9 protein-coding genes are annotated in these 24,759 nt (G+C 34.7%); 1 reads left to right on the top strand and 8 read right to left on the bottom strand.

Features of this window, described 5'->3' with window-relative positions:
* Positions 1-74: 74 nt before the first annotated feature.
* Positions 75-296 carry a hypothetical protein gene (locus ATE84_RS07615; protein ID WP_101447256.1) on the bottom strand — a complete coding sequence of 74 codons (222 nt, stop codon included), beginning with the start codon at positions 294-296 and terminating at the stop codon, positions 75-77.
* Positions 297-517: 221 nt separating this feature from the next.
* Here ATE84_RS07615 and ATE84_RS07610 point away from each other — a divergent pair, with 221 nt between their 5' ends.
* Positions 518-1,657, top strand: coding sequence for a formylglycine-generating enzyme family protein (locus ATE84_RS07610; RefSeq protein WP_101447254.1), 1,140 nt, complete (start codon positions 518-520; stop codon positions 1,655-1,657).
* 374 nt (positions 1,658-2,031) lie between these two features.
* On the opposite strand, the gene ATE84_RS07605 is transcribed toward ATE84_RS07610, so the two are convergent.
* The 7 genes from ATE84_RS07605 to ATE84_RS07575 form a co-directional block, all read right to left on the bottom strand.
* Positions 2,032-3,951, bottom strand: coding sequence for an alpha/beta fold hydrolase (locus ATE84_RS07605; RefSeq protein WP_101447252.1), 1,920 nt, complete (start codon positions 3,949-3,951; stop codon positions 2,032-2,034).
* Positions 3,952-3,969: 18 nt separating this feature from the next.
* The gene (locus ATE84_RS07600; RefSeq protein ID WP_101447250.1) at positions 3,970-4,608 is read right to left on the bottom strand and encodes a 4'-phosphopantetheinyl transferase superfamily protein; all 639 of its coding nucleotides are present in this window, start codon (positions 4,606-4,608) and stop codon (positions 3,970-3,972) included.
* Between the two features lie 11 nt (positions 4,609-4,619).
* On the bottom strand, positions 4,620-9,047 hold the full coding sequence (locus ATE84_RS07595) for a non-ribosomal peptide synthetase (RefSeq protein WP_101447248.1): 4,428 nt from the start codon (positions 9,045-9,047) through the stop codon (positions 4,620-4,622).
* A gap of 298 nt (positions 9,048-9,345) precedes the next feature.
* Entirely contained in the window at positions 9,346-10,977 is a 1,632-nt protein-coding gene (locus tag ATE84_RS07590) for a cyclic peptide export ABC transporter (protein ID WP_101447246.1), read from the bottom strand.
* Between the two features lie 71 nt (positions 10,978-11,048).
* On the bottom strand, positions 11,049-11,771 hold the full coding sequence (locus ATE84_RS07585) for a thioesterase II family protein (protein WP_101447244.1): 723 nt from the start codon (positions 11,769-11,771) through the stop codon (positions 11,049-11,051).
* A gap of 84 nt (positions 11,772-11,855) precedes the next feature.
* Positions 11,856-19,157 (bottom strand): non-ribosomal peptide synthetase, encoded by a 7,302-nt coding sequence (locus ATE84_RS07580; RefSeq protein ID WP_101447242.1) that lies wholly within the window; start codon positions 19,155-19,157, stop codon positions 11,856-11,858.
* Positions 19,154-24,754, bottom strand: coding sequence for a non-ribosomal peptide synthetase (locus ATE84_RS07575; RefSeq protein WP_101447240.1), 5,601 nt, complete (start codon positions 24,752-24,754; stop codon positions 19,154-19,156). The genes ATE84_RS07580 and ATE84_RS07575 overlap by 4 nt, the downstream gene beginning before the upstream one ends.
* Positions 24,755-24,759 lie beyond the last annotated feature (5 nt).

Here is a 24,759-nt window from a genome sequence, read left to right as displayed (position 1 = left end):
TAAAAAAAAGAGGACTTTCTTAACGCATTAAAAAAGCTCTTTTCGATCATAATAATATCAATAGTGGTGTTTTTTTATTCGAGATAAGTCAAGATATCCTCCGCAATATCTTCTATTATTGAGAGTTCCTCCTGATCATCTACAAGATGAATAGTTTTTATCAAAAGTTGTACATATCCAGATACATATGCTTTCTTTTTTTTATCACTCACATACTCCTTTCCTTCTACCACTATAAATGCGACTAAATTGCGTATGATTAACTGTATCTCTGAAATATCTAGCTCCTTTTTCATTAGAAATATTTTAAGTAACTACCTGATAATTAGATACCAAAATATAATTATACTATTCAAAAAATAAGAAAACAGTCTAATTAAAAGATCAATTTTCGATTAAAAGCAGCTTTTATCGTTTTGTAGAGCACACCAAAAAACTTTGTCTTTTAATGATCTAAAAAAGATTACATTTGAATAACCAGCTTAAAACAACTTAGATATAAAAACACAATTCCTAAATGAATAAAAATAAATACTGCAAAAGATATAGAAAAGAGACACTACTACTTATCTTTTTGACAATAATTGCAAGTTGTAAGAAAGAACAAGAGCCCAAAAAAGCTAAAAAAACCTCAACTACACAACAGACACAAATCATTAAAAATTTACCGGAAGAAATAACAATACCAGAAGGAATGGTTTGGATACCCGGAGGAAAATTTAGTCAAGGAGCTGTAGAAAACGATTCTATGATTATGAAACATGAGACTCCTGCTCATTCTGTTTCGGTAGATGGTTTTTTTATGGATATAACAGAAGTGACAAATGCACAATTTAAAAAATTTGTTGATGCTACTAACTATATTACTGTGGCAGAGCGAGAAATTGTTTGGGAAGAAATGAAAAAACAATTGCCTCCCAACGCTCCCAAACCTCATGACTCTATATTACAACCTGGATCACTAATTTTTAAAAAAACCAAAGAGAGTGTTCCTAATCTTTTTGACTATTCTCAATGGTGGTTATGGAAGATCGGAGCCAATTGGAAACACCCTTTAGGTCCAAAAAGTTCTATTAAAGAAAAAGACAAGTACCCTGTTGTGCATATTGCCTATGAAGATGCTGTGGCGTATTGCAAATGGGCAGAAAGAAGATTACCCACTGAGGCAGAATGGGAATATGCATCCAGAGGGAAAGAAAAAAACACTATTTTTTTCTGGGGAAATGACCTCAACAGCTTAAGTAGTTATGCCAATACGTGGGAAGGAGAGTTTCCTTTACAAAACACCAAAACAGACGGTTATGAAAATAAAGCTCCCGTACGCTCCTATCCTCCCAATTCGTATAACCTATATGATATGGCCGGAAATGTTTGGGAATGGACGCAAGATTGGTACAATACAACGTATTACAATCAATTAAAACAACAAGGTTTAACTCATAATCCTAAGGGTGCTGTAAAGCCTTATAATCCTAATAACCCTGCTTTGCAAGAAAAGGTCATAAAAGGCGGTTCTTTTTTATGTAGTGATTCCTATTGTGCCAGTTATCGTAATAGCGCCAGAATGGCTACTAGCATGGACTCCTCACTAGAGCATCTAGGATTTAGAACGGTGCTAAGTGTTGGTATGATCAGTACATCGAAAAACACAGAATAAAGATTACCCACTAGAAGTGATATGAAGACAGGCAATATTCTCCTAAGTATAAAGAAAAAAAGTTTCTCTCATATCATCAATTATATTGTTATCTGGTAGAATTATTAATTGTTTTAAAAATAAAAAACCCTCAAAATCAAAGATTTTGAGGGTTAAGTACTGAAGGTAGGACAGATATCGAACTTTTTGCACAGAGATTGTGAGTCAATTTTAAGGCACTCCGCTATCTTGTAAAATGTTTGTTTTATTAATAATCCGTCAAAAAAGATACAGAATTTATGATACTCTTTCAAAATTGTGTAATTAAGCCTAAATGCCCCCTCAATGTCTTACCGAACACTAAATCAAGTTCAACAAAGGCTTATCCAGGAATTCTACAAAAAACCCCAATACATAAAATAAGACCCTATTAATATATTAGAAAATAACACAGTAAATACAACACTTCGATTATCTATCTTTTTAACACAGAAAACAAAGTATAACATACTTAAAAGTAATACTCCTATAAAAACATAGAACAAAGGAAATAAATAACCCCAATTTGTAGAGATTCCAAACGCAAGGATGTAAAAATTAATAGATGCAGCATCGTTAATAGCCAATATAAAACCAATCAAGATTCCTACTCCCAAAATAGAACTAATAATCAACAGTATTCGAACTAACTTATCAGCCGTACTTTTTTGTTTTTTCCTAAAAAGTTCAATTAAGTATGCAAAAATTGCTACTAATGAAATTAGCAATGCAATCACAAGGGGGGTAAAGAATAGTAGATCAAAATTATTAAGACTATTTCCTAATTTTGATATACCTCCGTTCACATAAACATCTTTGATAAAAGATACTTTAGAAGCTTTCTTATTATTCTCTTGAATTTCTGCAGCATCTATATTTATAAAAGTATTGACTATTTTAAATCCTTCTCTTGATAAACTTGAAGCATGACCCAGCGATGCAGTTTTTACCAAATGTGCATTTTTAATATGAATTGCAAGAGAATCCCCATTTCTAGCAGGAGTTATTGGGTCAAACTTTCCCGTAAAAATTAATGATGGAGCATTTATTCTTGAAGCTAAACTATCTACATACACTGTTTTATTTTTCGTATTATTCCATTTATTACATACAGAAAAATCAGAACCATAAAAAGACACCCCCCCTTTTAATTTAGGGTGCTTTTTCAAATCATTCTTATAGTCTTCTATTGAATTATTCGGAATTGCTTCGTTACAAGTTACACAGTAATACAAACCATAATCCAAACCTAAAGCTCCAGAAAAAGCAACTACCAAAGCACTTAACGCATCTTCATTTCTATTATGAAACTGATATACTAATAGAGGTAATATTTCAATTAATCTTTTTTGATATAATGATTGATGAATTGCTACTTTAAAATCCTCTACATTGTAGGTAAATGTTCCTTCTTCAATAATAGAAGTATCAACCTTTACTGTAATGGGTTCTTTTGTTAACGATTCTATAACATTATAATAAGTATCTTCCAAATTGGGATATGCTGAATTGCAATCAGGATCATTTTTACAATCTTCAAAAACTTTATTTATACTAGAAATGTAGTTAGATGTATTGTAAACATAATATTCTTCGATATTAGAAATAGGTGAATCTAATATCAATGTTTTTGCGTCATTCGGAAAATCATTTGCATATACCTGTGCTACATATGTACCATAAGAAATACCATATACATTCCAATTTGGATATTCTAAATACTCTTTTAGTGCATGTAAATCTTTTGCCATATTTTTACTATGGTATGCATCTGGGTCAATCCCTTTAGCCACTAGTTCTTGCTTACATTTTATAGTTTCTAAAACTTTTTCTTCATCGTCTTGCACCGCATGTTGATTTTTAGCAAGTATGTTTAAAAACTTTTTCCCTAAATCTGGACAAAGTCTTGGTTCAGAAAAACCGGTTCCTCTAGCATCCATCAAAATAATATCGCTCTTTTTTCGTAAAGGATGATTCAACCACCACCCAATTCCTTCAATAGAACCTGCTCCAGGACCACCATCAACAATTATTACTGGATTATTACTTATTGATTTTGATGTGTTTTTCAATATTGCTATGGCTAATTTTACAGTATTGCTATTGATATTATCCCAATCTTCTGGAACGGTAAAAACACCCCATTCAATCTCATGCTTTTTAAGACTTTCCTCGTTTGGATAAAAAGATGTCGTTTCTTCAAATTGTACATTGGTGTTTTGAGCAAAGGAACAGATAGGAATTAAGGTTATAAATAAAATTATAAATTTACTCATTGTTGATTTTAATTAAGATTAAAATATTATTTCTTGTATAGTAATTTTAGCATATAAACTACTTTTAAGTGCTAAATGACAGTAATAATCATTACTTATCTTTATTTTTTTTAGAAAGAAATTCTCTGTGTCTATTACTGTTTTATTATTCTGAACTTCGAAAGATTTTAATGGAATAGAAAGTCCTTTTCCATGTGCTTTTATAATGGCTTCTTTCTGTGTCCAGTATTTAAAAAAAGAGTTTTTTGTGTTTTCAGAAGTGCTAATTTGCTCCCATTCATTAGGGGTCATTTGCGATTTAAAGTCATTTATTTCTATGGAGTCTATTTTTTCAATATCAATTCCTACATCTCCTATATCTGTTAAAACACATACCACAAACTCTCCAGAGTGTGAGATGTTAAAATTAATAACACAACTATTAAAATATGGTTTATTAAAATCGGAATATTTCAAATCTGATTCATCAAAACTACAATTCACCTTCTCCATACCCTTTTTTAGTAATACCCTACCTAATAATGATAATTGGGCATCTTGCCATCGTCTGTATTTTGCTATTCTGTTTTGAAAATGATTCGAAAACATAGGTAAATAACGATCAATTAAATCGTTATGATTATCTTCTTTTATAGAAGAGTATAAAATATAAATCAAATTAAAGCGTATTAAAAATTAAAGCCGATATCGACAACATCATGCATTTCAAAATCTAGTAATATTTCTAATTTTGATATTTCTATCGATGGATTTGTTATAACTTGATGAAGTAACTTTTTGTATTTTGAAACAATTAACTCAATGGTTTCTTTGTCGTATTTCCCTGTATTGAATGATATAATTCCGTTTAATTTTCCATAGGTCTCAAAAAAATTAAATAACAATGGCACTCTACTATATTTTGTATCTACCAAATATGGTTTAAGTTTTGCCTCTTTTAAACGAATCTTTTCTTGATATGAAAAATCTGGATTTTGAAAAGCAACCAAAACATCAAACAAGTTTTTATTTTTATAAATTTCTGGTATGTTCTGAAGGTTGTCTAGTTGCAATACTGTTTCCTGTACCGTTTTTAAAACAGTATTAAAGGTATCTTCTTTCTTTAATTTTACTCTAAGTGGCAATGTTTTTACAAACATTCCTATCATACTGTTTAATTGTGGATTATCTCTACCAGAATTCACAGTTCCTAAAACAATATCATCGTGTTTACTAAGCTTAAAAATTAAAATATTCAAAACTGTTATTAGAAAGTTATGCATGGTCGTTTTTTGTGTTTTCAAAAACGACTTTAATACCAATGTTTGGTCTGAATCTAATTCAAATCTAAAATGATCTCCTGCATAGGTTTCTTCTTTTTCAAAAAAATCTAAAGAAAAACTTTCCTTAGGTGCGAAGTCTTCTAAATATTTACCCCAAAGAGGAGTTGTTTCTTCAAAATCATTAATCGTATTAAACCATTCCGCATAATCTTTGTATTGAATACTTTCTTTATTGTGAGCATTAGATTCAATTTTGTTATTGTAATATTGCAAAAATAGCCTCGTAAATAGTTCTAAAGACCAACCATCTAATACAATATGATGTGCACAAAAAACTAAAACAGCTGTTACCTCATTCATTTGTATCAATTTCATTTTCAAAAGGAGATCTTCTTCTAAATTAAACGCTTCGTTTACAAATTGATCTATATACTCTGAAATACCATCTTTATTTGAATTTTCTACTGATATTTTGAAATCAAAATTTTTTATGTTTTTTATTTTTTGATACACTCCTCCTTCTCTTTCTATAAAATTGGTTCTAAGAATTTCGTGGTCTAAAATTAATTGCTGTACAGTTTTGTTTATTTTAGCGACATTAATACTTCCCTCTATATGAAAAGCAGAAGTCATATTGTAGGCTATAGATCTGTTTTTGTGTTGCGAAGCTAGCCAAATACCATGTTGTGAAGGTGTTATTTTATAATAACCCTTAGATTTGCTTAGTGGTATGCTTTGTATTTCTTTTGTATGTGCCGTAGCAAGATAATTAGACAAAGAAGTTATAGTAGGAAAATCAAAGAGCACTTTTAAGTTGATAGGATATTGTAATTCATGATGAATTTGATGAATTAATTTTACTGCATTTAAAGAATGTCCACCTAAAGAGAAAAAATTATCATCAATACTTATTTCGCCTTCATATTTTAATACGTCTTTCCAAAACGCAACTAGTTTCTTTTGTAATTCGTTTTCTGGTTGTCTAAACTCTTTTTGCTTAGATATTTGAGCAATTGCTTTTTCAGATAATATTTTTCTATTTACTTTTTTATTAGGAGTTAACGGAAAATCGTCGACTACAATAAAGGTATAAGGCACCATATATTTAGGGAGCTCCTTCTCTAAAGCTGTAATACAGCTTTGAGCAATATAATCGTCGTTTTCTTTAATTACATATGCTACTAAAAAAGCATCTTGATTACTTTGCTTTCTGGCAACAACAACGGCTTGTTTAATTGATGACAGCGCATTTAATTTCATTTCAATTTCACCGAGTTCTATTCGATATCCTCTTATTTTAACCTGATTGTCTTCTCGACCCAAAAACTCTACTTCTCCTTTACTATTCCATTTAGCCACATCATTTGTTGCATAAAACAAGGTTCCATTTTTAAATATATTAGGGCTAAATTTTTGTTTTGTTAAATCAGAAGCCTTAAAATAACCTTTTGCCAATCCATCACCAGCAATATATAATGACCCACTGCTTTCAATAGGCAAAGGTTTGTAAAAAGAATCAACAATATAAAACTGTGTATTCTGAATAGGCATACCAATATTAGAAGCTTCTTCTTTTCTTGTAATATGCTTTACACTAGACCAAATAGTAGTTTCTGTAGGTCCGTACATATTCCATAATGTTCCACAATGTTTCAATAACAAACTCGCTAAATCTTCACTTAATAAATCTCCCCCACATAATACTTTTAAGTTTGTATTTCCTTTCCATCCAGAATTAAATAACATTTGGTAAAAACTGGGAGTGGCTTGAATAACAGAAGGTTTTACTTCTTCAATAGCTTTAATTAATTTCACGGGATCTTTTAAAACAACATTACTTACCATATATACGGTAGCACCTGATATTAATGGTCCAAAAAGCTCAAGAATAGAAATATCAAAAGAATAAGTAGTTACAGCAAATAAGATATCTTCTTTTTGTATACCTGGCTTTTTTTGCATACTTAAAAGAAAATTTAACAATGATTGATGTCCTATTTCTACTCCTTTCGGATTTCCCGTTGAACCTGAAGTATAAATAATATAGGCAGTATCTGTTGAAGCTACAGAGTATGAAATTCCTTTAGTTTCTGTTTTTACTTTGTTCAGTAAGTCGTTTAATGTTAACGTATTAATTCTGTAGAAAGAAGATTGTTGTTGATCACAAATTAATAGTTTCATATCACTTTGATCTATTATGTATTGTAATCGATCTGCTGGAAATATAGGATCTAAAGGAATAAAGGATTTACCTGCTTTTAAAATGCCTAACATTACAGCAAGGGTTGTTGCAGATCGTTCTAATAGAACACCTATATTATCAGCTTCATCTTCTGCCGAATATGTTGCAATATAAGAACCTATTCGATTGGATAAAACATCTATTTCTGCGTATGAGTATTGCTGAATTTCATCAAAAACCGCTATTTTATTTGGAGTTAATTTCACCTGTTTGCTAAAGACATCTAAGAACGTTTGGTCTTTTGGATAAGCTATATCAGTATTATTAAAAACATGTAATAATTGATGTTCTTCTTCTTTTGTTAAATACTCTAAATCTTTTAGTTTTTTGTGCGGAGCATCAAGTACATTAGCAAGTAAACATTCAAAATGTGTGGTAACCTGTGTTATACTCTCTTCATCAAAATAATTCTGGTTGTAATCAAAATCGATACTTACATCTTCACTTTCGTCAAACTCTCTAATATATATTGCTAGTGCTACTCTTTCGGATTGATGCGTTAATGGAATCACCCTTGTTTTTGTATTTTCGAAATTACTAGCATAATCTTGCTTTTCGTAAGAAAGTGTAATATTAAACATCTTTTCTTTTTCTTGAAAAACCTGTAATTCTTTTATTAATTTACCTAAAGGAAAACGTTGGTGCCTATAATCTTTACGTAACTGATTTTTTATAGCAAAGACTAATTCTTTAATAGTATCTTCAAAATTTAATTCCAATCTCAATGGTGCTACTCCCATAAAAAGACCTACTGTTTTCTTAAAAACAGATTTGCTTCTGTTTAAAACAGGTAGTCCAATAGCAAAATCGTTATTTTGATGTTTTCGCCCAAAATAGGTATATAGCAGTGCTAATAATAAATGAAAGGTAGATGATTTGTTTTCATTTGCTAAAGTATTTAGTCCATTATAGGTACTTCTTTCTACAACTAATCTTTTACGGCTACTTTTATTAATTTGATTGTGTGTTTCTTTCTTTTCAAAAAGATTTTCTGGTAAGGTATCAAATTTCTCTACCCAATATTTTTTATCGTCTTTGTATTCTTCTGACTGCTGATAGTTTTCATCATCTTTTACAAAATCCTTGTAACTATATGGATAAGTAGAAGTAACTTTTCCGTCTTTTAAAAGTTCATTATAATTTTTAATCAAACGTTGAAACATCAAAGAAGTTCCCCAACCATCAGTAATAATATGATGATATACCGAAAAAAGATAATGTTTGGTTGATGAAACTTTTACTAAAATAAATCTATGCAATCCCTCTCCTGATAACATATCAAAAGGCTTCACAAATTCTTTTTGCATAAAAACATTTGCCATTTCATCTGCATTTTCTTCTTCAGAAAAATCTACAACAGGCAAAGCAACTTCAAAACGTTTACTTATAGCAGCAAAGACTTCTTCATTCTCCGCGAAAAAATAGGTTCTGTAGGCATCATGTTGATTAATTAAACATTGATAAGCACTATTAAAAATAGAAACCTCTATAGTGCCTTCTATTAAAATTTTAGCCCCAATATTGTAAATTGGATAATCGGTATATAACAATTGTTCAAAATAAACATCTTGTTGAGGAAGGGTAAGTTTCATAAATAAAACATGAAGATTTAATAATAGTGAGTGTTATTCCTTCTATTTTGAAATAATATTCTTTAAATTATTTGACAAACTCCTCTACTACTTAAAATGAAGTTATTTCTAATGAATATTAGCTATAAGTTTTATCTTAGTCTAACAAATAATTTTTGGTAATTTTATTAAGCTTAAATCGAAAGACTCAATCTGATATTAGAATGTTAAATAGAATTAAATTCGTAAAATCTTTGACTTCAAATTTTCTAACTATCCACAGTCTTTAATTTATCCTAAATGAAATTGAAATATTGTATTACAACCAAAGTGATTCAGAAAACTCTTTTTTTTCCTTGGCACTAATATCTTTTGTTATTTGTCCATAATCAAATTTCAAAATTCGATCTGCTTTATCAAAATATGCATCGTCGTGAGTAACCGCAATAATTGTTTTTCCTTCTTTTTTAAATTTGGGAATCAATTCTTCATAAAAGAATTTTCTAAAATTAGGATCTTGATCGGCAGCCCATTCATCCAATACCAATATTGGTTTATCTTCTAGCAAAGCAAATATTAAAGATATACGCTTACTTTGCCCTTTTGAAAAGTTCCTTCGTACCGATTCATCTTTATCATCATTAACTATTTTATCTAGTTCCATTAATCGAAGTAGATCTTTATATTTCTCATTTCCTTCAAGCGTATAATCTTCGTAGTTATGTGAAAAAATATGATTGTTTGTAAAAACCGCTGCAATTAAATTTTGAAGTTTTTCTTCTTTACCATCATAAGCTTCATTATTCAATATAATTTCTCCTTCAGAAGGTGTATATAAGCCTGTTAATATGTTTATAAAAGTACTTTTACCAGAGCCATTACCTCCAACAATAAATACAACTTCTCCTTGTTTTACATTTAAGTTTATAGGTCCTAAACAAAAATCTTTTTCTCCTTTAGCATTTTCATACGTAAAAGAAACATTATTAAATGCTACAGAATTAAATTCAGAAGCTGTTTTTGTAGGTTTACGTACTTCGCTTTTCACATTATAATCGCGTATAAAAGCCTTAATTCGTTTATTGGCAACAATAAAACGTGTATACATTTGCTGTAAATTAATTAAGTTATTTATAGGCCCCGAAATAAATAATATAATAACCACATAAGCAATTACATCGTCTCTTTCTAATATTCCAAATTCTGGCATTACAAATAATATCATTGCTATTACAAAATACAATCCATATTGACTAATTAGATTGATCGATAAAAACACATAACTAATTTTGAAATCTAACTCTCCTGCACTATTTCTATTCGGAACTAAAAATCGATTCATTAAGTTTTCCCTTCTAAAAAAACTTAATTGTAATTCTTTAAATCCGTTCATTACATCATTTACATATTTATAATATCCATCGTTGTAATTTCTAAGAGTTTCTACTTGTTTAGACATAGAGTTCATAATCACAAAATAGCATCCTGCCACTAAAACTATTAAACCAATTACAGTTAATGCTCCGAAAACAGATAATGTAAACATGTATATTAAGCACAGCACCAGCATTAACAATGAGTTAACAGTATGAGTTACAGTATATGGTAAAAAAGAAAAAGTTCGTAAATCTTCTACTGCTGTATAAAAACGTTGTGTTCCTAATTTTTCTAAAACATTTAAAGGTATTTGCAACATTTGTTCAAACAATTTTTTTTCATTATCATATAGCAATTTAAATGAATATCTATTTAATTGCTTTTGAAAAACAATATTTAATAAATAGGTGTATACCAATATTGCTATAAAAACTAACCCTACGTAATCTTTTAAAAAAACTTCTTTTCCAGCTAGAGCATTGTTGATAATATATATAATGGCAAAACTTAAGATAGTGTTCGGCAAGGCATAAAGCATTAGGAACATTACATTTTTTACAGATATTTTATACATGATATTTTCTTTTTCTTTAATAAAGGCTTCAATAATTTTTCAGATAAAAAAATTAAAAAAAATCGACTGAACTATGCAAAGCTACCAATCGCTTGCGCTCTGTATAACTCTTGGAAATAGTCAATAAAAAAAGGTTGATGATCATAAATAAAGAAGTGATCGCCTTCTAAAGGTCGTATATTGACCTCCCCTTTGGTCTCCTGTTTCCAAGCATGAAGAGCCTCTTGTTTGATTTTATCAGTTGTACCATAAAAGACATCAATGGGCAGAGATAATTTTTCCTGGGGTACATATTGATAGTTTTCAATAGCTTCGAAATCAGCACGGAGAATAGGTTCGAAAAAGTTCTTTATTTGCTCATCCTGTAAGACTTCTTTGGGCATCCCTCCAAACTCGCTGACTTTTTCCCAAAACGTTGTCATTGGCAGGTCATGGAAACGTTCCATCTCTTTTTGGGTTGGTGCACTACTACCAGACACCACTAACCTGATCGGTTCAAGAAGACCTTGTTCGGCTATTTGAGAACAGACCTGATAAGCTACCAATGCCCCCATACTATGTCCAAACACCATATATGGTCCATGATGATTTTCTAACAGACGGAGCATCTGCTCTATTGCATCTTGAACAATGTCATTTAAATCAGTTAGTAAAGGTTGTCTAATACGATTCCCGTGACCGGGATATTCCAGTACATCAAAACTTATCTGATTAGCATCTAGGCTTTTCTTAAGGAAATTGAAGGAATATTTATTGCCCCCGGCAAAGGGGAAAGCAATTATTCTCATTTTCATGATTAATTCTATATTTTTTAGGTTGTACTTCCGGTCATATTAGGACCAGAACTTTTGCTTGTGTTGAAACGTATTATAGTAAGTTTATTTTGTAGGCAGAACAATAGTCTTTTTGTGCAGGTACGATTGCAGTACTATTGCCAGTTCCTGCACATCAGGATACTGCAACAGGGAAAAATGATCTCCTTCTAATTCCTTGATTATAACATCATTTTTTCCATACTGCATCAAGGAAGTGGTATCAAATTCTGAGATTTGGGCTTTTATATAATATAGTTTTGCTTCTATAGAACCCTGCGGTACGTAAGCCGCCACCGACATTGCAATACTACGAATGGTATTCATACAACGAATCAAATCCACAGGCTCCAGTAATTCAAAATTAGGTATCAATCGATGAAACATCTCGGGGATATGCTCTCTAAGCTTATCAGAAGACCAACCTTCCTCTTTCATGAATGCTACGAGTCCATCCCACAACTCCTTTACGGTAGAACCGACAGGTAAATGGATATTATTAATCTGTTGAAATTTGTTTATCCATTGCTGCTCTTTCTTCAAGTTAAACTTCTTGCCTGAAAACGAATGGGTGACCAAATCGGCTTTAGGGAATTGAGAATCAATCATAATAAGAACGTCCACCCGACTACCTGAAGCTTCTATTTGCCTAGCCATTTCATAGGCTATCACACCCCCATGGCTCCACCCTAAAATTTGGTACGGACCATTAGGATCAGTGCGCTTGATCATTTGCACATACTTTTCTGCTATGACTTCTAACTTAATGTTCTGTGGAGCCAAAAATCGAAGCGTATCACTATTAACGCCCCAGATACTGTAGCCATTTATATTGTCAACTAAGTCCATGTAGCCTTGCGTATCACCACTACCATCATGGATCAAAAACAATTGCTGTTTAGATTCCTGAGTGTCTTTAAGTAATATGAGGCCTGTATCTGGAATAATTCTTTGTTCGCTCTGTATCAGAGACATGAGTTTTTGGGCTTGTGCTTTAATGTTTGTAGCTTGAAAAAGCGTTGTCATCGGCAACTGAATACCAAATTCTTTCTTTATTTCTGTACTCAACGCCATTAGTTTCAATGAATGTCCTCCTAAATCAAAGAAATCATCCTCAACACTGATCTTCTTCTTTTCATACCGTAATAATTTGGCCCAGATATTTAACAAAGTTTTTTCTTCTGTATTACTTGGAGCTACATAGGTATTCTTGGTATCTTTTGCGGGTTCAGGTAATGCTTTTTTATCTATTTTTCCGTTGGCGTTAAGCGGTATTGCTTTCAAAGCTACAAAGTAAGAAGGCACCATATAGTTAGGGATCTTACGCTTCATCTCATTTACAAGATATTCACTATCAATAATTTTACTTGATATATAATAAGCTACCAAGTATGAGTCATCCGCAGATTCTTGTGCATGTACAACGACTTCACTAATATTCTCTATTTCTAATAAATACTGCTCAATCTCTCCTAACTCTATCCTGTATCCTCGAATTTTGACCTGATAATCCACTCTACCCAAGAATTCAATTTCACCATTAGGTAGCCAACGGCAAAGGTCACCGGTCTTGTACATACGTTTACCCGGGACAAAAGGATTCTCTATAAAGCGTTCTTTGGTTAATTCTTCTCGATGAAGATAACCTTGAGATAAACCATGTCCACCTATGTAGAGTTCTCCAGCCACACCTATTGGTTGCAATGCCAGAGCATCCCCTAAGATGTAACACTGCGTATTACCCAAGGGCTTTCCAATCACGCAAGGTGTTGGATCATCAACTTTTACAAAATGTTCAACAGAAGTAACGGTTGTTTCGGTCGGACCATATTGATTAATGATCTGTACTTGATCTTTCCACGGATCGACCAACCTTGGATCAAACGCTTCTCCACCAGAGGATAAGCGTCGTAAATATGGAGCGCTTTCCGGTTTCAGATGACGCAGAAAAGAAGGGACTGCTAAGATATGACTGATCTGCTGCTCAACCAACATTCTTCCAAACTCCTCTTCACTTAATAACTCTTCTTTAGAAGGCACATAGAGTTTAGCGCCATTGAATAATGCTAGGAACAATTGTTCAACGGAAGCATCAAAAGAAATACTTGAGAAGAGGATAAAAGAATCACTTTCATCGATAGAAAAATACTGCGTTTGATAAGTTATCAGGTTTACTACATTTCCATGTCCTATCATAACTCCTTTTGGCTTACCTGTAGAGCCAGAAGTGTAAATAACATAGGCCAAGTCCATTGAATCAATTAAAGGTAGAACAAGTTTTCCATGCCAATCAAAGATATTATCCTGAAAATTGGCCCACTTATCGTGATCAATAATAACCTTGCATCGGCTATCTTGCTCAATAAAGTCTACTCTGGCCTGAGGGTAATCAATATCTATGGGCAAATAAGCGGCCCCGCATTTGAGAATTCCTAGAATAACAATCACAATATCATTACTTCTGGGAAGTTTCAAACCGACCAAATCGCCTTTAACTATTCCTAGTAAACCACTCAGATAAGATGCAAAAAAATCTGATTGCTCGTTGAGTTCCAGGTAGGTCAATACACGATTACTGTCCACAACTGCTGGCCGATTAGGGTGCAATAAAACCTGTTCTTTAAAGTAATCCAAAATGGTATTGGTCTTTGGGTAATCAAACTCAGTGAGATTGAACTCCTCTAAGAGACGTTTTTGTTCCTGATCTGACAAAAAATTTACCTTACCCACTTCTTGCTCCGGGGTTCTCATTAGCTGATCTTGTAATCGGACAAAATGCGTCATTAAATCTTGCACTAAAGCTTGACTATATATATCTAAATTATAGGTAACTTGAAAAACCAGTCGATCCTGTACCTCGGTGAACACAATTGTCAAGTCAAATTTGGCAAAAGCCAGCTCTAGTCCTTCGCCAATTTTCAATTCATCATCAGTTTCTTGACTTAAGCTCACTTCTTCTTGTAGCACGAGCATAACATCAAACAAAGGGCTTCTACTTTGATCAATTCGAACCCTAAGCTCATCTATCAGTCGATCAAATGGGTATCTTTGGTGGGCATAAGCACCCAAGGTAGCCGCCTTAACTTTTTGGTAAAAGGTACTGTAGCTGTCTTCTGGGTCTACTTTATTACGTAAAGCAAGGGTATTAACATAACAGCCCATCTGATATTCTAAATCTGGATGGTCACGGCCCGTGACGGGCGAACCTATGATCAAATCCTTTTGAGAACTATAACGGTATAATAGAACATTCCACAAAGATAGGAGTGTAATAAAAAGACTTCCACCCTCTTTTCTACTGAACAACTTTAATTTTGCAGTGGCTTCACGGTCAATACACATCATCAAAGACTCACCTCGGTAAGTCTTTATTTGAGGGCGCTGTTTGGTACCCGGGAACTCCAGTACAGGAAGTTCACCAGATAAAATTTTCAACCAGTATGATTTCTGCCGTTCACTCTCTACTGATTGCAATTGATTGAGCTGCCAAGCCGTGTAATCCTTATACTGTAAGCGTAAAGCAGGAAGTTTAATTTCCTTACCGGTTTGGAAGTATTCATAATGCGCCATCACTTCTTGAGCAAGCAATTGAGAGGACCAAGCATCACCAACTATATGGTGCATATTGTAGTAGAGTACTGAACTATCAAAGGAAATTCGAAAGAGCATTACTCTTAGAAGAGGACCATTTTCAAAATCAAAAGTCTTATAACGGTCTTCTGCAATATAGTTTTTCACTAAAGAGGCTGCATTACTCTTCGTTTCCAAATCAAAGAAACCTAAAGAAAAACCCGAAGTCTCTGGATCAAGTATCCGTTGGCGTATCTCATCACCTTCGCCCATCACAAAAACCGTTCTTAGTATTTCATGACGATCGATTACTGCCTTGATGGCCTTTTCTAAAATTAATGAATCTATATCTTGCGATAGTTCTATTGTAACGGGCATATGATATGCCAATGCTCCATCTCCAAACTGACTCATAATCCACATTCTACGCTGAGTATCGGATAGTGGGTAGCTATCATTCTCTTCTACCTTTTTGATTTCTATTGTCGCTGCAGAAGTAACATCACTTTTAAACTGAAGGGTTTCGATGTAATTCGCCAAATCAACAATTCTGGGATAAGAAAACAAGACATCCATGACCAAATTAACTCTCAGCTGTCTATTAATTTTTAAAATAACTTTAACCGCTTTAAGACTTGTACCACCTATGGTGAAGAAATTATCCTCGATACCAACATTATCAACTCCAAGTACTATTGCCCATATTTCCGTTAGCTTGATTTCTGTTTCAGTTGAGGGAGGTACATAACTATATTGCAAGTGAGGTTGATCCAAAGGCGAAGGAAGGGCCCTTCGATCGATCTTGCCATTGGCATTAAGTGGTATCTTCTCTAATTGTACGTAATAAGAGGGCAACATATACTCTGGTAGCGTAGTCGAAAGTTGTTGGATTAAAATAGTAGAAGGCACCTGTTCTGCCGAAGTATAGTAAGCGACTAAACACTTGTCTCCTTTTACATCACAAATATCAACTACTGCTGTATTTACTTGTGGTAATTGTACTAAAGCATGCATCACTTCACCCAATTCTATTCGGTAACCCCTTACTTTTACCTGATCATCAATCCTTCCCAAGAATTCGATTCGACCATCGGCCAAACGTCGGCACAAGTCTCCTGTTTTATACATCCTTGCTCCTTCTACAAAAGGGTTTTCCAGAAACCGTTCTGAAGTGAGTTCTGGTCTGTTCAAATATCCTCTAGCCACACCATCTCCTGCAATGTAAAGTTCTCCAGGCACACCAATAGGTTGTAAGGTCTGCCCTTCCCCCATTACATATACTTGAGTATTGGCTATCGGATTTCCAATGACAGAAGGAGCAACTGAATCATCATTTAAAAAATACTCAAGTGATGTTACAGTTGTTTCTGTAGGACCATATTCATTAACGATGTTTACTTGGCGTCCAAACCAGTTATCAAATATCGAGGGTTCAAAAAGCTCACCCCCCGAGACCAAACGACGAATACCGGAAGATGTATAAGGGATAAGGTCTCTTAGAAAAGAAGGGACTGCATGAATATGAGTCACTTCCTGCTCGACAAGCAATCGAGTAAAATGTTCCTTATCCAACAATTCATTTTTTGAGGGCACATAGAGTCTCGCCCCATTAAATAAGGTCAAGTAAATTTGTTCGACAGACGCATCAAAAGAGATGCTCGAAAACAGTATAAAACTGTCTGAGGAGTTAATGCCAAACTTCTCTGTTTGATAAGTAATCAAATTGATAACATTCCTGTGCTCTACCATAACCCCTTTAGGTTTTCCTGTAGAACCTGAGGTATAGATCACATAAGCTAAATTATCAGAATTTACTTCTGGTAATTTGACCTCCTTCTTTATAGTGTTAGAAGTCATCCGTTGATAGGCTACCACGTCTATGACTGTTTTGCATTGACTATCTTCTTCGATAAATTGGATTCTTTGCAATGGGTAGTCCACATCCATGGGCACATAGGCTGCCCCTGATTTAAGCACTCCGATTATAGCGACAATCATGGACAAGCCCCTGGGCAATTTAATCGCTACAAAATCATCAGATGTGGTATTGTATTCATAGACAAGACATTGAGCCAAAATATCGGACATAATGTCTAGTTCCTGGTAAGTCAAGTTACCCTTGAGGTCTACCAAAGCTACCTGTTGAGGCCTACTTGCAACCTGTTCCTTAAAGAGGTCTACCAAACTCTTGGTTTTAGGATAATCAAATTCTGTACCGTTAAAGTCAGCGATCAAGGCTTTCCTCTCAAATGAATTGAGGAAATTGACCATTTCTATTTTTTGCTCAGGCTGTTCCATTAATTTGGTCTGCAATGCCATAAAATGCTTTATCAAATTAGTCACCATTTCAGATTCATAAACATCTGAATTATAAATAACCTGAAACATTAACCCTTTTTGGTGCTCAATAAAAGAAAGAGTGATATCAAATTTTGCTATACATGAGACAGGACCAATGATTTCTCCACTCTGGATAGGTTCTGCCTCTATATGCATTTCACTTTCATGGGCTTCCTCTTCCTGCAGTAATAACATGACATCAAACAAAACACTCCTGCTTCTATCTGCTGGTATACCCAGATCGTCTATTAATCTATCAAAAGGATAGGACTGATGAGCATAGGCTTGATGTATCATGGCTTTGACCTTGTTATAAAGATCAGCGAAAGACTCTCTAGGATTAATTTGCTGACGCAACGCCAATGTATTGACGTAACAGCCTATCTGAAACTCTAAATCCCGATGGTTCCTACCTGCCACGGGAGTACCAATAATGATATCAGTCTGCGAACTATAACGATAAAGAAGTACATTCCAAATTGCTAGCAAAGTCATGAATAAGCTTCCTCCCTGTTCTTGACCAAATTTTTTCAAACATTGGGTAATCTCTGGATTCAGATAAGTTTTAAGTACTTCACCACGGTAGCTCATTACTTGTGGTCGATGCTTGTATGCGGGAAGATCAAGAACAGGTAAAGTTCCGGATAGTTGCTTCGACCAATAAGTTCCTTGTGCACGCTGTTGTTCTGAATCTAACTGTAACGACTGCCAAACGGCATAATCCTTGTACTGGATTTTAAGTTCCGGAAGTTTGACAGCTACTCCTTTAGCAAAATATTCATAATAAGCCATTACATCACGACCTAAAACTTTGATTGACCAAGCATCACCAATGATATGATGCATGTTATAATACATGGCAAACCTTTCGTTGGTTGTTTTAAAGATACAAGCCCTCAATAGCGGTCCCTTTTCCAAATCAAAAGTTTTATGACCATCTTGTGCAACGTAAGCCTCTATACTGCGCACTTTTGTTTGTGGATTTGTCAAGTCAATATACCCTACCTGAAAATCTAAATCTTCTTGACAAAGTATCCTTTGGCAAAGTTCATCTTCTTCCGTCTTTTCGAAGACAGTACGCAATACTTCATGTCTGTCAATGACAGCATGTAGAGCCTTGGTCATTGCCTTCATATCCAGGCTGTTACCCAACTCTACGGTGCTCGGCATATTGTAAGCAGCAGAACTTCCTTTATACTGATTCAAAATCCACATTCTACGTTGTGCATCTGACAAAGGATAGACGCTACCCGGAGCAGCTTTTGGTATTTTTAGAGTTGGCGAGGTAACCGTTGTACTAGTCTGTTGAAGATAGTCAATAATCTCTCCTTTCCGCTCCTTGATGGCGATCAATAAGTCTGGAGCTATCTCTGGTTGTTCGGAAAACAACTTCAACTTGCCTTCAGATACTTCCACTAAAATTCCTGCGGCAGTTATTTCATTAAGAAACTCAATCATAGTTCTATTTCGTTTAACGTACTTTTATCAGCAGTCAAGATTAACTGTTTCTTTTCGAAGTCTATATATGCTGCTAAATCGGCTAATTTAGGGTGGATAAATAACGTATTAATACTCAGATTAAGACTAAAAGCTTTGTTGATTTGAAAAATCACCTTAATTGCTTTTATACTATTACCTCCAAGCATAAAGAAATTGTCTTTTACTCCTACCTTTTCAATTTCAAGTGACGTTTCCCATATTTTCGCTAAAGTCTTTTCAGTTGCTGTACTAGGAGCAACATAACTTCGCTGGTCTGTAAGCAAATGATCCGAAGGCAAAGGTAAAGAATGACGGTCTATCTTACCATGAGCAGTAAGCGGTAACGATTTCATATTCAAGTAATATGAAGGAATCATATAAAAAGGGAGCCTTTCAGCAAGGTAATCATGAAGATCACTAGTATCTTCTAACTGTGGACCTACGAAATAGGCCACCAACTCTAACTCTTCTGGTTTCAGCTCCTGCGCAATTACAGTTGCCTCCTGAATTTGATTGAAGCTCTGTAAATGATAAGAAATTTCTTCTAACTCTATCCTATGTCCTCGAATCTTTACTTGATTATCTACACGTCCTATGTATTGGACGCTATCATCCGGCAACCACCTGCCTAAATCCCCAGTTTTGTAGAGTCGTTCACCTTCCAAAAGTGGATGAGGAACAAATTTTTGTTCTGTCAGGTCCTGTAGACCAAAATACCCTCTGGCCAGGCATGAACCTCCTAAACAAATCTCCCCTACCATCCCAATAGGTTGCAAGCTACCATTAGTATCAAGAATATAACAAGTACTATTACGAATAGGACGGCCGATCGATCGAAGATTAAGGACGGTTTCATTCACTTCGGTTTCAAGGGTAGTTATGGTTGCTTCGGTAGGCCCATATTTATTGTACAACTGTACTTTCCCTTGCCAAGTATCCCAAACCTTGTTATCAAATGGTTCTCCTCCCGATACGATGCGCTTCAAACACATCTCTGGTTTGTATCGTAGAGTACGAAGGAAAGAAGGCACCCCATGAAGGTGTGAAATCTGTTCTTCCACTAGAAGTGTCTCGAACAAAGTAGTATCTAATATTTGTTCTTTAGTGGGGATGAAAAGCTTTGCCCCATTGACCAATGGAAGGAACAATTGTTCCACCGAAGCATCAAATGACATACTAGAAAACCATAAAAAGGTGTCTTGCTCATCTACCTCAAAAAAGACTGATTGGTGCTGTAAGTAATTGACAATGCTCTTGTGTTCTATCATCACACCTTTAGGGAGTCCCGTGGTTCCTGAAGTATAAATAATGTAAGCCAATTGCTCTTCGTCTATCTCTGGGACTTGATAATTATCGCATTGATGTGCTCGTTGTTGCATAAATTTCTGCAATTCTGTTTCATCCACGCTCATTCGACATTGGCTATCTTGTTTCAGAAAATCAATCCTCGCTTTTGGATAACCTGGATCAATAGGCAAATAAGCTGCTCCAGTTTTAAGGATACCCAGTATGGTAACCGGAAGCCATTCACTTCTAACCAGCTCAACAGCTATTAAGTCGTCCGTTTTTGGAGCATACTGCTGTGACAAATACATTGCCATTTCATCAGAAATCCGATTTAACTCTTTGTAATTCAAAATGTTATATCCAAATTTAATAGCCACATTTTCTGGATGCTGTTCTACTTGTTTTTGAAAAAGATCTAGCAAGGTCATGCCACTGCTCGTTGAAGGCTTCTCATTCAACGCCAAAATCTGTAACTTTTCTTCTGGTCGAACTAGTTTAATAGCTGATATCTTTTCATTAGGATTTTCTAATAATTGAGAGAGGAAAAACTGAAAATTATGCATCAGTGACTTGATCATCTCCATAGTAAAGGCATCGGTATTGTAACACAACTCTAATTCTAAAGCATGCACTGTCTGGTGAAAGGTAAAAGTCAAATCAAACTGTGCAGGCGTATCATTCACCTCATAACCGGGTGAGATTTGAAATGGAAGATCGACAGATGCATCACTGACGATATCAAAACGCTGATTTTGATTTTGCAAGACAACTAGTACATTGAATAGAGAAAAACCCGCTTCCTTATGATGATTTTTATCATCGAGAATAGCATCATAAGGGTATACTTGGTGTTGTAGTGCTCCTGTAACCGTATCACGTTCTTTCTTTAAGCAGTCAATCATTGTCCCGTTTTTATGAATCTTCGTTTTCAACGGTAATGTATTCAGAAATAAACCAAGTAACTGCTCAAATCTCTTCTCCATTCTTCCTGAAATGGGAGTTCCAATGATGATATTCTGTCCGGATAATCTATAAAGGTAAGACCGGATACTTGTCAATAAAGTAACAAACAAAGTTGTTCTATTTGCTATCGCTAGGGCCTCTAGTTGGGAACATACCTCCCTGTCAATCAAGTATTTTTCCTTTTTACCATTAAATGACTGCTGTTCCCTTTTTTGTCCTAAATCCAGTTGAGACACTTCTCCTGATAATTTCTCCTTCCAATAATTACGGTGTAGGAGCATTCGCTCTTTGGTGGTATTTTCTGCAAACCACTTTAGATAGTCTGTATAAGTTGGTCCAACAACAGGAGATGGTTTTACACCTACTAATAACTGTTGATAGTGAGTCACCAGCTGATTTAAAAAAATACCTGCTGACCATCCATCAAAAATTAAATGATGAAAAGACATTACCAATACCACTTCTTCAGCACCTAGACGCAACAACTTTGCTCTGAGTAAGAGACCTTTCTCTAAATCAAAAGGCTGATGATAAACCTGTGTTATAAATTCCTGAATAACTGCATCTGAATTTCCGGAGACATCGGTTTTCTCTAATGTGAATTGTATTTCATCAGGCTGGACTAGCTTCTGAACTACTTCTCCAGATTCGTTCATCACGAATAATAATCTAAAGTTCTCATGTTGACGAATTAAATACTCGAACGCTTTATTAAGTACTGTTTCTTGTAGCATTCCTTTGATGCGAACATTCATATTAATATTATAAGCGGCCAAACCTTGGGGTGTCTGTGAGTCTATCCAAAATCTTAATTGAGTATTAGTCAAGGGAAAGTAGTCCGTCTTTTCTTTATGAGATAAGATCGTTGGAGTTGTTACTGGTTTCTCAGCCTCCTTACGACGCTCTTTGACCAGACTAACAATATCTCCGATTTCATAACATTCATAAAGTTCATCGAACTCTATTATTATTTCATAAAGATCATTAATCCGATTGATGAATTGTGTCCCTACTATCGAATTACCTCCTAAATCAAAAAAATCATCTGTAAGAGTGACTTTCTCATTTTGTAAGGTTTTCTTAAGTATCTCTAAAACTACCTTTTCTTCCGTTTCTGAGAGATCAAAGCTTTGATCATTAGCACTTTCTTCCTGTACCTCTTCATTAAACAAAAGATTCCTGATAGGATTCCAACAGGAAGTTTTCTGAAAGGGATAAGTAGGCACTACCCTTTTTTGGTACCTCCCTTTTGGATAAAAAGCATCCCAATCAAAGGAAAACCCTGCATTATAGCAAGAAGCCCAAAAATTCTCCCAGCCTTTGTTCAAAGTATCAACGGCGCGAACCAGAGTCAACTTCTGCTCTTGTGCCATATTAGTGAGACGATTTAGGTTATTCTCGTTTTTACCTACTACTATGAGCGCTATATTTTGCTCTGATAGTCGAATAAGCAACTCAGCCAATCTATCCCAATTTATAGGCTCATTAATTGGTTTTTCAACTCCAGAATCAATATTGCAATAACCACTTTCAATCAGTTCTTTTGATTTCTTGGCTAGGTATCCATTGCAAATTATATGACTGCAATGAAAGCCCTTGCTCTGCAAATGCCCATACAAGGCTGATTGGTAAGCAATGGTTTGACCTAATGCTTCTGTCATCACTTTCTGCCCAAGAGTTTGTTGAGCTTTAGCATAAAAGTGCCCTCCATCTCCCTGATTAAAGTTATCGACATCGACTTTGCTAAGTTCATCTGATAGTAGTAAACAGGCTATTTTTTGATGTACTTTAGGCAACTGGGAATTACTACTCGTACTTTTTAGCTGTACATCCAAAGCCATAAGTAACTCCTCTTTATTCGAACCTGAAAAAGCAATACGATAGGGGTAGTCTGTCCTGCCTTGGTTAAAGGTAAAAGTCACATCTCCCAAACACTCTTCTTTCTCTTGCTTCAAAAACTGTTTAGCTCTTGATATATATTCTTCTAAAGAGGCTGCATTTTTTGCAGATAGCTTGATCCATAATGGTTCTTGATCTTGGTTTGATTCTTTTTGAAGCTTGTTAGGTTGATACTCTTCTAGTATCACATGAGCATTTGTCCCACTCATTCCAAAAGAACTGACTCCTGCTCTACGAGGATCTCTTTGAAGATTAGACCAGGTTGCGCCTGCCTTCTCTATGACCACATGAGAATTAGGAGTAATCAATTCATTAAGAGTGTCAAAATTAGCTAAAGGAAAGAATTTCTTTTCTTTCAGTGTCAAACTGGCTTTAACCAATCCAAATAGACCAGACATATTATCCAAATGACCAATATTAGGTTTTAAAGTACCCAGCCTCACTTGATGTTCTTCGTTTTCGTCTTCAAATGCTTCTTTGATTGCTTTGTATTCGATAGGATCTCCTAGTTTTGTTCCAGTACCATGGGTTTCTATATAACCTATAGACCGAAGTGGCACTCCTGATTTTTCAGCGGCGCAGAGTAATAGCTCCTTCTGAGCAACTGGACTAGGCGCTGTCAAGCCATTAGAGCGGGCTCCATCATGATTTACCTCAGAGCCTCTGAGTATACTATAAATATGATCTTCATCCTTGAGTGCGTCTTCCTTTCTTTTAAGTACAACAACTGCAGCACCTTCACCTGTAGAAGTACCGTTTGCCTCATTATCAAAGGCTCGACACTGCCCATCTTGAGCTAGGATAGCAATATCCTCATGTACTAAATGTTTCCGTTCATAAAACTCAAACAAAACTCTAGCTCCGCCAACGATGGCTATGTCAATCTCTCCTGTTTTCAATTTTTGAATAGCTTCGTGTACTGCAACTAACGAAGATGAACAAGCTGTATCTATAGAGAAAACAGGACCTTTAATGTTTAGAAGATGCGCTATCCTTCCAGCTGCCATAGCTGGCATTTTACCAGTAAAATCTAGCCCCTGTTGAGAAGATTGATACATCAGGTTGTAAAAACTCTGATTGGTGGTAACAAAAAGCCCAGTCTTCTTTTTGGAGACTATATCTAAACTATAGCCACTGTTTTCAATAGCTTCACAAACCAATTCTAATAAGATTCGATACATAGGATCAATAGCATCGGCTTCCGATTTGGAAATTTTGAAAAACTCATGATCAAATTGATCCACCCTTTTTAGGTAACCGAACGGAAAGTATTCCTTATCCAATGGTATACCTCCGATTTCTAGCCGCTCTTTGGTGGGCTGTACCATACAAACCTTTGCTTTACTTATGATGTCCAAAAATTCGGGAATAGTGTCTGCTTCGGAACAACGAAGACTGATTCCGGTCAATGCTACTTCATTCATCATATTTT

Source organism: Aquimarina sp. MAR_2010_214 (assembly GCF_002846555.1).
In the GTDB taxonomy this organism is placed as follows: domain Bacteria; phylum Bacteroidota; class Bacteroidia; order Flavobacteriales; family Flavobacteriaceae; genus Aquimarina.
The sequence above is the reverse complement of the archived record's forward strand: the minus strand, read 5'-3'. Positions and strand labels throughout refer to the sequence as shown.